Annotated in this window: 12 protein-coding genes; 3 read left to right on the top strand and 9 right to left on the bottom strand. The window is 38.2% G+C overall.

Features of this window, described 5'->3' with window-relative positions; all coding sequences use genetic code 11:
- The first annotated feature begins 23 nt into the window (after positions 1-23).
- Complete coding sequence (locus E7B10_RS06520) at positions 24-431, top strand: Fur family transcriptional regulator (protein ID WP_287510495.1); 408 nt, start codon at positions 24-26, stop codon at positions 429-431.
- A gap of 104 nt (positions 432-535) precedes the next feature.
- Here the strand turns inward: E7B10_RS06520 and E7B10_RS06515 are convergent, their stop codons facing one another.
- From E7B10_RS06515 to E7B10_RS06500, 4 genes are all read right to left on the bottom strand, one after another.
- Positions 536-1,876, bottom strand: coding sequence for an anaerobic C4-dicarboxylate transporter (locus tag E7B10_RS06515; RefSeq protein WP_008603031.1), 1,341 nt, complete (start codon positions 1,874-1,876; stop codon positions 536-538).
- A gap of 187 nt (positions 1,877-2,063) precedes the next feature.
- Positions 2,064-3,452 carry an adenosylmethionine--8-amino-7-oxononanoate transaminase gene (gene bioA / locus E7B10_RS06510; protein WP_008603034.1) on the bottom strand — a complete coding sequence of 463 codons (1,389 nt, stop codon included), beginning with the start codon at positions 3,450-3,452 and terminating at the stop codon, positions 2,064-2,066.
- 201 nt (positions 3,453-3,653) lie between these two features.
- A complete protein-coding gene (bioD, locus tag E7B10_RS06505; RefSeq protein WP_008603035.1) occupies positions 3,654-4,406 on the bottom strand; it encodes a dethiobiotin synthase in 753 nt (250 codons plus the stop codon).
- Between the two features lie 552 nt (positions 4,407-4,958).
- The gene (locus E7B10_RS06500; RefSeq protein WP_278467015.1) at positions 4,959-5,504 is read right to left on the bottom strand and encodes a carbonic anhydrase; all 546 of its coding nucleotides are present in this window, start codon (positions 5,502-5,504) and stop codon (positions 4,959-4,961) included.
- Positions 5,505-5,851: 347 nt separating this feature from the next.
- Between E7B10_RS06500 and E7B10_RS06495 the strand changes: the two genes are divergently transcribed.
- Both E7B10_RS06495 and E7B10_RS06490 read left to right on the top strand, forming a co-directional pair.
- On the top strand, positions 5,852-6,892 hold the full coding sequence (locus E7B10_RS06495) for a YeiH family protein (protein WP_287510496.1): 1,041 nt from the start codon (positions 5,852-5,854) through the stop codon (positions 6,890-6,892).
- Between the two features lie 135 nt (positions 6,893-7,027).
- Positions 7,028-7,642 (top strand): LysE/ArgO family amino acid transporter, encoded by a 615-nt coding sequence (locus tag E7B10_RS06490; protein ID WP_101928710.1) that lies wholly within the window; start codon positions 7,028-7,030, stop codon positions 7,640-7,642.
- 139 nt (positions 7,643-7,781) lie between these two features.
- On the opposite strand, the gene E7B10_RS06485 is transcribed toward E7B10_RS06490, so the two are convergent.
- From E7B10_RS06485 to E7B10_RS06465, 5 genes are all read right to left on the bottom strand, one after another.
- Entirely contained in the window at positions 7,782-8,666 is an 885-nt protein-coding gene (locus tag E7B10_RS06485; protein ID WP_195394492.1) for a LysR family transcriptional regulator, read from the bottom strand.
- Between the two features lie 174 nt (positions 8,667-8,840).
- Positions 8,841-10,046, bottom strand: coding sequence for an MFS transporter (locus tag E7B10_RS06480; RefSeq protein ID WP_287510498.1), 1,206 nt, complete (start codon positions 10,044-10,046; stop codon positions 8,841-8,843).
- A gap of 291 nt (positions 10,047-10,337) precedes the next feature.
- Positions 10,338-10,943: a hypothetical protein gene (locus tag E7B10_RS06475; RefSeq protein WP_221741395.1), complete on the bottom strand. Its 606-nt coding sequence runs from the start codon at positions 10,941-10,943 to the stop codon at positions 10,338-10,340.
- Positions 10,944-11,081: 138 nt separating this feature from the next.
- Positions 11,082-12,353, bottom strand: a complete 1,272-nt coding sequence (locus E7B10_RS06470) for a putative porin (protein ID WP_287510500.1) — start codon at positions 12,351-12,353, stop codon at positions 11,082-11,084.
- A gap of 251 nt (positions 12,354-12,604) precedes the next feature.
- Complete coding sequence (locus tag E7B10_RS06465) at positions 12,605-13,207, bottom strand: hypothetical protein (RefSeq protein WP_287510501.1); 603 nt, start codon at positions 13,205-13,207, stop codon at positions 12,605-12,607.
- Positions 13,208-13,365 lie beyond the last annotated feature (158 nt).

The following is a 13,365-nucleotide window of genomic DNA, read 5'->3' as shown; positions in this document are numbered from 1 at the left end:
TAAAACAGAATCGAAAAAGAGTTATGAATACAACAGCTTGGCCGGAAGGCATAAAAAAGACCAAACAGCGCGAAGCCATTTGGTCTGTATTAACAACTACAGATAAACCTATTACAGCCCTTGAAATCGCAGAACGCTTAGGTAATGGTAGTACTACTTGGATGTCTACTATCTACCGTACACTTGAACTATTAGAAACTAAGGGTATCGTTACACGTACCACGCTCATGGGTAGTGAGATGGCATATTATGAAATTACCCCTCATACACATCGACACTATGCTGTATGTACGAGCTGTGGTGCCATGATACCACTCCATACCTGTCCTGTCGTAGAAATGCCTCAAGAACTCAGCGAAGCAGGATTCACTGTGACGGAACATCACCTTGAGATCGCAGGGATTTGTAAGAAGTGCAAAAACAAGAAGTAGAAAATAGACAACTAATGTTTAAACAACAAAAAGGACGCAACTGATAGTTACGTCCTTTTTAGCTTTAAATATGTTTTGTATTAACCTTATTTAGTTTTCACCAGTTACAGCATTAACGGAGCCACTAGGAAACCGAGTGCTACGGAGATGGCAATAGCAAGTACGCCTGGAATGAAGAATGGATGGTTAAATACGAGTTTACCAATTCGCGTAGAGCCCGTATCGTCCATTTGTACAGCCCCCAAAAGTGTTGGATATGTAGGCAATACAAAGAGTGCAGATACAGCTGCAAAGGATGCGATAATAATATAAACGGATCCTGTGTTCTCTGGTGTAATACCGAGAGCTAGAATTACAGCTGGTACCAAAGCTTGCGTAGTTGCCGCTTGACTATACAACAATGTACTTGCAAAGAAGAACGCTACCGCCAATAGGAACGGATATGCTGTTACCATGCTAGAAGCGAGCGCTTTGATTTCAGGGATATGACCTTTTACAAAGGTATCACCCAACCATGCTACGCCTAGTACACAGACACAAGCGGATAAGCCGGATTTGAATGTACTTGTATTAACAAGTTCTGCTGTATCAAGCTTACAGAAGAATGTGATAGCAGCCGCAATAATCATCATAAAGCCGATGATAGCATCATTTCGACCAAAGATAACTGGTTTAATAATACCAATGTTTTTGGAAATTGCTGTTGCGTAGAATACGATACAAATGATACCAATCAAGAAAATCAATACTGAAGTTTTTGCACCAGGTTTTAAGTGGAAATCAGTGCTTTTTTCACGAGGTGGCGCCACGTGACCTGCCGCCAAACGTTCTTGATACACTGGATCAGAAGATAAATCATTATTCGCAAAGGTAGACATGATAAATGCCGTAATCATAACCCCTACAAATGTTGTGGAAATACAGATGGCGAGCAATGTAGGATAGTTAACACCATATGGCTCAAGGAACCCACTCATAGCAACTACTGCTGCCGATACAGGACTCGCTGTGATACCAATTTGGCTTGCTACAACGGCGATAGATAATGGCACAGATGGCTTAATGTTTTCACTTTTCGCCACCTCTACGATTACTGGAATCATAGAGAATGCTGTATGACCAGTACCCGCTAGAATAGTTAAGAAATACGTAACAGTTGGTGCCAAATAGTTGATATGCTTAGGATTTTTACGCAAAATACTTTCAGCAATGCGCACCAAATAATCAAGACCGCCGGCTAACTGTAAGGCACAGATGGCTGCGATAGCAGACATGATAATCAGAATTACATCCCATGGAATCTGTCCCGGAAACATCCCCATACCAAGGCTTAACAACACAACCCCAAGGCCGCCAGCGTAACCGATGCCCATGCCACCTAGGCGAACACCGAGGAAGATGGCACCAAATAAAATAATAACTTGCATAATTACATAAATGTCCATACGATGACCTCCTTTATACATATATAGTATCATAGATATGCTAAATAATCATCGAATTTTGGCAATGTATAGTCTATAGTTTAAAATATGACGAAATTTCGATATGTTATGCAAAAAAACTACACCCCATTGCCTTAAACTACTAACAAAAGACAATAGGTGTAGCTTTTCAATAATTAATTTAGCATTATAAAATAATTGGGCGCATATCTTCAAGTATCCCCTCTTCCTCAGTTGCACGTTGGATACTTTCACCTACAATACGAACCATGTCCTCTAATTGTTCCACAGTCGATGCCAATGGAGGCATAAGGATAACCACGTCGCCAATAGGGCGGCAAATAAGACCTTGTTCACGGGCAAGGATTGCCACCTTAGCACCTACCGCATCATTTGGGCGATACGCTTCGTGGGTGGACACATCTTTTTCAAGTTCAATACCTACGATGAGACCCCGCTGACGAACCTCTTTCACATGCTTCAAAGATTTAATAGGTTCTAAGGCCTTTGTGAAAGCTTCTACTTTAGCAGGCAATTGTTCAATTACCTTTTCATCACGGAATACTTTCAAAGAAGCCAACGCAACGGCACAGGCCAAGGCATTACCAGTATAGGAGTGACCATGATAGAATGTTTTCTTTTCCTCAAAGGTGCCGAGGAATGCATCGAATACGCGTTGTGTAGTCAATGTTGCTGCTAATGGAAGGTACCCACCAGTGATGCCTTTGGATAAGGTCATAAAATCTGGAGATACTCCTTCATGTTCGCAAGCAAAGAATTTGCCAGTTCGGCCAAAGCCAGTAGCTACTTCGTCAACGATGAGGAATACATCGTGTTGTTCTGTTAACTCACGAACCCGTTTCAAATAACCGTGAGGCATTACGAGCATGCCTGCCGCTGCTTGCACCAATGGTTCCATAACAAGAGCTGTAATTTCATCGCCTTCTTCGTTAAGGATGCGTTCCAATTCAGTCAACGACTCTTCAAAAGCTTTATCTCGATCTGCCAAATCTCTATACACACCAGGGCTTGGCAATGTTAATGGTTTAAATAATAGATTATGGAATACTTGGTGAAATAATTGAATACCACCTACGGATACGGTACCTAATGTATCCCCATGATAGCCTGCATTGAGGGCAATGAACTTAGTCTTTTTCGTTTGCCCTACTTGTTGACGGTATTGGTACGCCATTTTAATAGCCACTTCGATAGCTGTACTGCCATCATCAGAGAGGAATACTTTATCTAAGCCTTCTGGAGCAAGCTCTACAAGTTCTTTACACAATTGTGCAGACGGAGGACTTACGAGGCCTAATAACGTGCTATGCGCAATTTTATCGATTTGATCCTTCAATGCTTGGTTCAATACAGGATGGTTGTGACCATGAATATTAACCCACAAAGAGGATACACCATCGTAATACTTTTTACCGTTCTCATCGATGAGGTATACCCCCTCACCGCGTTCAATTACTACTGGTTCTTGTGCTAGCCAATCTTGCATTTGTGTAAATGGATGCCATACAAACTCGTGGTCCCATTGTGCTGCTTGTGAAAGCTGTTTCTCTGCCATTTCGTCACCTCATACTTACTAAGTTTACAAACTATAACTCTCTATCACATATACCTTATATAAACTAAATTAAGTTGCCCAATCTAAGGTATGCTAAATCACAAATTTAATACGTCTCAAAATTACTGTTAATATGTACTCAATATCACTTCTAACATATATTAACTTGCTATAGCTAATAGAAAATCAGCCAATTATTATTTATAGACCTAATACTGTGTTCCATAATTCCTTAGAATCAATAAAAGATCGAGCCCAACCAAGTTGAACCTTTTGAATATCCGGACCTTGGTATGGCGGCACTACAGCTACTACAGGAACACCTGTGTAACGCTCCATATCTGCCACATTTGTTTTCAACAAAAACAGATCTACAGCTGTTGTATCATTTACGATAATAGCTTTCACCTCGATACCATGCAACTTAGCATATTCGCAAGTCAAAACGGCGCGATTAATAGATCCAAGACGACCATCTGCTACAACAATAGCTGGTAATTTGATATCTTTCATAAAATCCGTGAAAGTTTTATCTCCATAGAGAGGGGTCGTGATACCGCCTGCACCTTCTACAAAGGTTATGTCATAGCGACTCACTACATCTAATGTATGTTCTACAAGGCCATCATAGTCAATCTCGATACCAGCCAATTCCGCTGCAAGGCGAGGAGAGAAATCACCGGCTATAGCATAAGGATTCACTTCATGACGACGAGATTCAGGAATACCTGCGGAGCGCATCAAATGTGTTGCATCTTTACTCTCAAGGCCAATATTATAATTATCCTCATCCATCGTCACACATTCAGGGAAAGGAACTGCACTAGAAGACACAGGTTTCACCATACCAACAGCAAAGCCATCGTCTACAGCCATCGCCCCCAATAACCCTGTCACAAACGTCTTACCTACATCTGTATCTGTACCAATTATAGAAATACCTAACTGCTTCATACAAAGCTCCTCTCAAGCGAATACTTACTGCCGCATAGGTTAACTAATTTATATGATTAAGTTTACAATCTAATTACAATATACAGCGAAAAGGAATATATAGTCAACCTATTATTACTGTTCAAGTTTACGATGCTATGACTCTATGGGTCCCGAATACATCGCTACATTTTAGCTAAAAAGCTGTGTCCCTAACCTCCGCGCTCCATAGTAAACTAAGTCGCACTTCGCTTAGGAACACAGCTTTTTATAACATTATCGCAGTATTAGTCCCATAGAGTCACAGACCGCTACTTTGAATACGATAATAATAGGTTGGCTATATGGGAAAAGAGAAAGGGAATGGCTAAGCCATTCCCTTTCTCTTTTGATACAGTGAATTTTGTTTTATTGATTTATGGATAGACTCGATGGGACGAGTTCACAAATACAGTTATAAAAAGAGTAATGACTAATCGATTAGCGACTTAGCTCGCTTTGGAGCGTAGAGATTAGTCATCACTCTTTTTTACCTAAATGTAATTATCTAATGGGGCCCCATCGAGGCCACCACTAAATCTCAATATAACGGAATTCGCCTGTATCAGGATCCATCATGCCTCCATAGAACCCCATTCCTTTTGGAAATAGTGGATGGTGGCGTAGGAAGTTAACTGTATAAATTACATTGTCTTCAGAGATATGGAATCGATCCATCCAGTCGATAAGGCCCGGTTCGATCATGCGAATAGCATCTTCACTAATACCTTTCGCTTTCATAGATTCCATAAATGTAGTAGCAGAAAAGTCGATCATACCGCAGTTTTCATGACCGATGATTAGCACATCTTCAATTTCCATACCATAGGTAGCAACGAGCAGACTTTGCACGATGTTATCGATAGGTTGTGTTACACTATTCCCTGCAGTTTTAATGACAATTATCTCGCCTCGATTAAAGCCTAGTGCTTCTTCTAGCATACCTACTAAGCGGGTATCCATACAAGTTACGATGGCTAACTTTTTTGTAGGATGGCTTGTTAACCCTGCCTTTGGTAGCTCAGGATGATGTTTTACATAATCTTTATTGGTTTCAATTATATTCGTAATATCAATCATAAGGGTCCTCACTTTATATACTCTATTCCCAACTGAAATAGATCCTATTCATTATATACACCTTATTCATCACAAAACAAGTTTAAATTACAAGTTATAAATTATTATTATGAATTTTAAGATTATACAAAATCTTTAACTCAATAATATTAACTCCTATCTTATAATTAATTTTTATTTATATCAATCATATAAAATCTTCAAAAATACGATGAATATTCTGTATAATTCTGACATATATAGTAGATTTAAAAACCCTTCCTATGGTACTATTAACACTATAGAAAGCAAACGCCACATGATACCGCATATGACGTGAACTGTATGTACAGTAAGGAGGTTTTATAATGGGTATCAATCAAAAAACGTTGCCAGGCATTTTACTCTGTGCCATTCTCGCTATTCCTTGTTGGTTGCTAGGACAGCAATTTCATCTAGTAGGTAGTCCAATCTTTGCCATTATTTTAGGTATAATTATCGGTTCTATCTTCACATCATGGAAACGGGAAAAAACAGGTGCTGGCATTGGGTTTACATCAAAAAAGATTTTACAATGGGCCGTTATTTTGTTGGGCTTTGGTCTTAACATTACACAGATTCTACATGTAGGTTGGATTTCTTTACCTGTCATCATTTCTACCATCGCTACATCATTAATCGTATCCTATGTTATTTATCGATTAACCCATATTGACTCTAACGCAGCAGTCCTCATCGGTGTCGGTTCATCAATTTGTGGTGGTTCCGCTATTGCTGCGGCGGCACCAGTTATTAAAGCTGAGGATCATGATATTGCACAAGCAATCTCTGTTGTATTCTTCTTCAATGTAGTAGCCGCCTTTGTATTTCCTCAATTAGGTGACGCCATTGGACTCTCTAACATGGGCTTTGGATTGTTCGCTGGTACTGCAGTTAACGATACTTCTTCTGTAACAGCAACAGCTGCTGTATGGGATAGTATGAAAGGTACTGGCACACAAGTTCTGGAATATGCTACTATCGTAAAGCTAACACGTACCCTAGCTATCATTCCTATATGCTTAGGTCTTGCTAGTTATCAAGTATACAAAGCTAAGAAAAATGCCTCTCAAACAGATGGCGCAAATGTTAGTATTGCTAAAATTTTTCCAAGATTTGTTTTATACTTTGTACTTTGCTCCCTTGTCACAACAACATTATCCTATGCTAATGTAGATATTCAATTCTTGAGTATCTTCAAAACAATTTCCAAATACTTTATTACAATGGCCATGGTAGCAATTGGCCTTAATACAAATATTGTAAAATTATTAAAATCCGGTGGCTCAGCCCTTGCCTTAGGAGCTTGTTGCTGGATTGCTATCTCCGCTGTAAGCCTTATGGCACAACATATGATAGGTTTATGGTAGAAAATATACAGATATTGTATATTATGTTATAATTATATATGAATAGAATAGTAAGGACCCCTCCAGTAATGGAGGGGTTTCGTGCTACTATTCACCTTATTAGTGCTTTATCATACCATAGTCAGGAGGGTTAATATGTACTTCTTACAAGGACTTCTTGTCGGCCTCGCTACGTTTGCCCCTGTTGGCATGCAAAACCTCTTCATTATTAATACGGCCTTGGTGCAACCTGTTCGCCGTATTATATTGACGCTGATCATACTAGCGTTTTTTGACATGAGTTTAAGTGCTGCCGCCTTCTATGGTATTGGTACCGTTCTTGAAATGTGGCCAATCACAAAACTCATAGTTCTCATCTTTGGGGGACTCCTCATTGTATATATGGGTTTTAATATATTTAAAACTCAACCAGACATGCGCAACGTAGACACGCATATTCCAATTAGGAAAATTATCGTCTCAGCCATCGCTGTATCATGGGGCAATCCACAAGCCATTCTAGATGCGACAATGATGCTCGGTGCTTTTCAGGCTAATATTCCAAAAGAAAGCATCTACCACTTCTTCTCTGGTTTCTTGGTAATGACACCTATTTGGTTTGGATCTCTTGCTACCACAATGCATCTTCTAGCTAAAAAAATTAAGATTACTCATATGGCATGGATTAACCGTTTCTGTGGTTCGGTTCTCGTCATTTACGGTATCAAGCTATGTATTGATGGCCTCATGATGTTAAAAGACTTTTTGTAAGGCTATACTCATAGATACAAGAAAAATTTAAATTTCTAATACTATCATAACTATATAAGGAAAATACAAATAGACGATGTACAGAAAAAGAAAAAAGTCGTTAGCAAATTGCTAACGGCTTTTTCATTTATAATCTCATTTATAATTTTTCAAGTACCTGCTGGAACATATCTCTGAGTGCTACAATATATGAATTATTTTGATTTCGTTGAGATATAAAGTAGTAGTGGCGTTCCATAGGTTTACCATGATTCATCAATACCTTACGTTCGATACCTGGCATAGGATCTGTTAAATATTTAAAACAATCTAATAGTAATAGCCCTTGCTGCCCTGCAACCAAGTATCGTGCTTCTTCTAACGTACGAGCATAAGCGAAGGCGCCATTATAACCTATGGCTTTGCGATAGTGTTCTTCTTCAGACAAGGTATATTTCCCACGACACAATAAAATAAGTGGTAAATCATCGATATGCTTTAGTTCTACACAGTCTTCATTAGTATATCCTTGTGGTACCTCAATAAATGTAGTGGCTTTATCAATTAAATGACTTTCAAAATCATCAGATAAAATTTGCCATTGATCATTAAATACTACATCTACACGACGATCACTGAGCATGCCATATAGCTCTTCATGACTGCCGCTGTACATACGAATATCTAAATTTTTATAACGCTTTGCCATGTGAATCACCGTTTGCTGCATAGCAATTCCACTGTAACGATTCAAATAACCAATGCGCAAACTCACACGTGCATCCGTACCGATACGCGTCGTTTCTACCTTAATATCATGAAACCGTTCTAATAGTTTTTTCCCAGATCGATATAAATATTGTCCTGCTGGTGTTAGATGAAAGCTTCGTTTTTCTCGAACCATTAGTTCAACACCAAGACTAGTTTCAAGAGCTTTGATTTGCTGAGATATAGCAGATTGAGATACATATTGCTCTGTTGCAGCTTGTGTAAAACTGTTGTTATCTACTACACACACAAAATACTCTAATTGTTTTAATAACATAACGATGCACTCTCATCTCTCTTACAGATTAGACAGCTCAATATCTTTGAAACATTTCGCAACATACGGCCCCATATTGGAGTTTGCCATACGTTTTCTCTACATAGTATTTATAGATTCTATACATACTACTAAATATATTTAACTATGTCTAAAATGGTGAAAGCAAATCAGCTATGCCGATTGACTTTCACTGGGAATAACTAAACTACGATAAATAAACAGCGCCGCTACAAAGAATATAGCTGCTGTAGACCAAAAGACCGCCCCGTACCCAAAGGCACGAGCAATCATGCCACTAAGGACAGGCCCCAATACATTTCCCATCATGGCCACACTAGACACCGCACCAAACACGATACCTCGCCGCTCAATAGGAACCGCCTTGGATATGAGCGTATTGGCAATCGGTGTAATAAAACCCATGAAGAATCCTGCAATGGCACGGAATATTCCAAGGCCCCATATACTAGGCATTATATATTGAAGTATAAACAAAGTCCCTACAGCCCATGTAGCAGTAAAAACAATACGAGGCATGGTTAAACGTTCTGTTATCTTGCCAATGGAGATTGAAGCTAAAGCACTAAACAAACCGGCGCCAAAGATGATTATACCAACAATAGTGGCTACAAACTTATCATTCATATGCATATAGTGCTTAATGTATAGTGGTAAAATGGGGCCAATACCGGTAATACCAAAATTACATAAGAACAATAGCCCTACCAAGAGGCGAACTCGAGGTATGACCAAAAAGGATTTAATTAGAGACAGCTGCGACTCTCTAGCATCTACCTTATGCTCAAACTGTAGATTAGGCATGAATAGATAAATTCCCAACATACAAAGCCCTGTTAAGGCTGAGAACATAACAAATGGTGCACGATAACCTAATAAGTCCGCCACCAAACCACCCATGAGTGGTCCAAAAACGAGGCCCATAACCATGGAGGCTTGATATAAACCCATTGCCCAAGGTACCTTATTTTCAGGGGTTACGAGAATAATAATAGCCAATCCTATTGGAACATAGCCCCCTACCACACCTTGCAATATACGTAACATTAATAACTGCCATGGTGTTTGTGTAAAAGCACAGGCGCCAACAGTCACCATCAGGGTAAACAAGATGAACATCATCACCTTACGCGGACCAAGCTGATTAGCCTTACGCGACCAATAGGGTGCACTCAGTGCCACCATGCAAGGCGTTACACCTGATACAAGGCCTGCCCACATGGCGGCTTCTCCTGGATCATGAAGACCTAGCTCAGCTAAAAATAACGGAAGAAAGGATAATACACCAATAATTGTTATACCCCCACCAACCTGTATAGTACAGATTAGGTATATAATTCGTTTCCAAGAAGAATCCATAATATCCTTCTTTCTTATATGAAATTACCTATAAAGGTAGTAATATACATATCGATATGAGCTAAAGAATACTATAATACAAAAGAAATGTTTATAGAACAGATTTTTAATCTTACCTCAAAAGAATGCAACAGCATATATTTACATAAATCCATAGAATATATACTTATAATTCTATTGTATCGCAAACAACCTAAAAAGACCATCGCTTATACCCATAAGGGTCAGCGATGGTCTTTTTTATCGTGTGATTCTCCTACTTTTACCAAAGAAAGAGATGCCTACGATATATTATTTTTGTTTGAACATCCAATAAATATAGTAAATAACAAGCGCATAAGTCACTACATCAAACACAGGTAAGAATGGCACCATTTTAGATAAACGTCCAAATCCATGAACATGGATATTTGCCGCAATAATAGCAACAAGATTCAAGCGATGAATCCAGATTGCTTTTCTACGAGATACAGATTTTGCCATATTCCCTACCCAAGGTGTTAAGTATAATACCGCAAAGATAAGAGCAATAAACATAGCCACAAGGGAGATATAACCACCCCAGAATCCTAAGAAGGATTTCAAAGCTTTCAAAAAGTACACATACCAGTGTGCACATACGAGAACCACACTAACAATACCTACGATGCGATGAATTTCAAACATTTCTTTTGGATTGTATCGTTTGATAAACCATTTTGGTTTTGTTGCAATGTATGTTAATACAAGCCATGCCACATAAGGAATAAGGCCTAAGTGAACCTTCCAATTGCCGAATGATCTACCACCTGTTACATAACCATATTCCACCATGCCCATAAATATTAAGGATAAAACTGCAATCCAAATTAAAATATGATATTTACTCTTAAACTGTTTTTTTACAACTTCTGCCATAATAAACCTCTCTATGTCTTATACAATCTACAAGTATACATCTAGTTTGGCCTAATGTAGCATGCTAATAAAACACTCTCACCCTATAGCATTCTACTTAGAACTAATTACTGATTAACTTAAAATCCAATCATTAAATTAGAATTTGAAGTTAAGATCCGCACGATAGTAATCATTTACGCGATTGCCTTCTTGTGTTTTAGCATTAAAGCCGTAGTATGCATTAATGCCGATATTTTTCTCTGGTGCGTAGGATGCACCTAATTGCCATGCTTTATAGCCTTCATACCGTGTTTTCTTTAATAAATCATTAGATTCATATTTTTGTGTTTTAAATACAGGTGCATTCTTAGCTTGATCAAAGTAATCTAATCGGATAGCCCAAGAGTTCTTCTTATTAATTTTATAGTCGCCCCATTTAACGCCAACGTTCCAAATATCGGAATCACTCAAGCCAGATGCTTTTACCCACTCGCCATCAATACCGAATTTACCAATATTATACTTAGCATTTAATCCATATACATTATCGAATTCGTTATTTTTCTTGCCATTACCCATACGTACATTTGTTGTACCTACATGAGCAAACATACCACCAAAACCAAAGCGATCATTAACAGCTACATTAGCATTGATAAGACCTACATCACCATTATCAGCTTTACTAGTCTTAGCAAAACGACCTGCTGTCATGTAACCATAAGCGCCATTTAATGTAACTTTATCACCAAGCTTAGCTGTAGCGCCTACCCCATCAAAGTTAGAGCTATAAATCAAGCCACCACCAAATTTTTGAGTATAGCGACCCGCATCGACCACAACATTTTTACCGAATTTGTGCTCTACATATGCTAAATCCCAATTAGCTTGTGCCTCTTTAGAGCTATCACCTAGTTCAATAGAGCCTGTTGTAATACGTGCTTTGACAGAGGTATTTTTATTAACCTTTGCGTCGAGACCTAGACGTACACGAGCTGTGATCTTATCTTCGTAATCATAACCATCGCCACCCTCTTTACCGATGTAATTGATACGAGCATCACCAGTAACTTTTACATTGCCTACGCGGTCTTCCAATTTAGCTACACGCACACCAAGTGTATTCAATTCATTGGAAAATTCATCCGCCAAGCGATTTAACATAGCTTGTTGTTCCGCATTTGCCCGATCTTGATTAGCCATACCTTTCGCAATCATTTGGGCCATTTCATAACGCGTAATATTATTTTGCCCTTTGAAAGTACCATCAGGATATCCATTGATAATACCAGCTGTAGCCAATTGATCTACTGCTTGATAAGCCCAACTATCAGAAGGAACATCAGAAAATGGGTTAACAGCAAAAGCTGTAGCCACACCCATCATGGCAGCCACTGCAAAAGCACTGGTCATTTTACGTTTAATCATACTAAACCTCACACAATAAAAATAACAAGAATAAAAATGAATAGATAATGAATCTGTGAACCTAATTATCATTATCATGTTTAACATACAGATAATAACAATTTTCATTATATGAGTAAAGGGAAAATGTATATCAATCTCACAATTATTTATGACTCAAACTGATAATATCCTATGTTAATTTACTAGAAACTATAAATGTAACGAAAAATCCCTTCTGCATGATACAGAAGGGATTCTAGTAATTCATATTATTTCTTTTTAAATATCAAGTAAATGCAGTAAAGAACGAGACCGTATGTAATGATATCAAACACTTGTAAAAATGGCACCATTTTAGAAATACGATTAAAACCATGAATATGGATATCTGCAGCAACAAGTGCTACAAGATTTAATCGATGTAACCAAATACCTACATTACGACCAGATGGTGTAACCTTTCTAAGTTTTGGAGTTAAAAACGCAAGGCCAGAGATTGTAGCAATACCAAAGGAGGTAAGAGCCACATATCCGCCCCACCAACCAAGGATGGATTTAGCCGCTTTACCAAAATAGAGATATAAATGAAATGCAATAACAGCTACAGTGGCAATACCTAATGCACGGTGTACCTTATACATGTCACCTAAATTATAGCGGCTTGTAAACCATTTAGGGCGAGTCGTTAAATAGGTCATGACGATCCATACACACCATGGCACAAGACCCGTATACACTTTATAGTTACCAAAGGCACGACCACCGGCCATGTAGCCCCACTCTAATAAACCGATCATAACTAAGGAGAAAATAGCAATCCATACAAAGATATGGTAAATACTTTTTTTCTGTTTTGTTTCAACTTGATTCATCATATACCTCTCGAAAATAATACCTAAAAAATTCAATATATACGATATAGTTTATCATTTAAATCGGATTTTGTAGATTACTTATATTAGATACATAGTATATATTATAAGAATAATTCTAAATTAAAATACTTATTATAGTCATTCTAAGCTTATTA

This window comes from Veillonella sp., from assembly GCF_032470285.1.
Lineage (GTDB): Bacteria > Bacillota > Negativicutes > Veillonellales > Veillonellaceae > Veillonella.
The sequence above is the reverse complement of the archived record's forward strand: the minus strand, read 5'-3'. Positions and strand labels throughout refer to the sequence as shown.

Excerpts from the sequence above, each read along its gene's own strand:
- E7B10_RS06490 (WP_101928710.1), top strand. The coding sequence starts at position 7,028 with ATGTACTTCTTACAAGGACTTCTTGTCGGCCTCGCTACGTTTGCCCCT.
- E7B10_RS06500 (WP_278467015.1), bottom strand. The coding sequence starts at position 5,504 with ATGATTGATATTACGAATATAATTGAAACCAATAAAGATTATGTAAAA.
- bioA (WP_008603034.1), bottom strand. The coding sequence starts at position 3,452 with ATGGCAGAGAAACAGCTTTCACAAGCAGCACAATGGGACCACGAGTTT.
- E7B10_RS06515 (WP_008603031.1), bottom strand. The coding sequence starts at position 1,876 with ATGGACATTTATGTAATTATGCAAGTTATTATTTTATTTGGTGCCATC.
- E7B10_RS06485 (WP_195394492.1), bottom strand. The coding sequence starts at position 8,666 with ATGTTATTAAAACAATTAGAGTATTTTGTGTGTGTAGTAGATAACAAC.
- E7B10_RS06520 (WP_287510495.1), top strand. The coding sequence starts at position 24 with ATGAATACAACAGCTTGGCCGGAAGGCATAAAAAAGACCAAACAGCGC.
- E7B10_RS06495 (WP_287510496.1), top strand. The coding sequence starts at position 5,852 with ATGGGTATCAATCAAAAAACGTTGCCAGGCATTTTACTCTGTGCCATT.
- E7B10_RS06470 (WP_287510500.1), bottom strand. The coding sequence starts at position 12,353 with ATGATTAAACGTAAAATGACCAGTGCTTTTGCAGTGGCTGCCATGATG.
- bioD (WP_008603035.1), bottom strand. The coding sequence starts at position 4,406 with ATGAAGCAGTTAGGTATTTCTATAATTGGTACAGATACAGATGTAGGT.
- E7B10_RS06465 (WP_287510501.1), bottom strand. The coding sequence starts at position 13,207 with ATGAATCAAGTTGAAACAAAACAGAAAAAAAGTATTTACCATATCTTT.
- E7B10_RS06475 (WP_221741395.1), bottom strand. The coding sequence starts at position 10,943 with ATGGCAGAAGTTGTAAAAAAACAGTTTAAGAGTAAATATCATATTTTA.
- E7B10_RS06480 (WP_287510498.1), bottom strand. The coding sequence starts at position 10,046 with ATGGATTCTTCTTGGAAACGAATTATATACCTAATCTGTACTATACAG.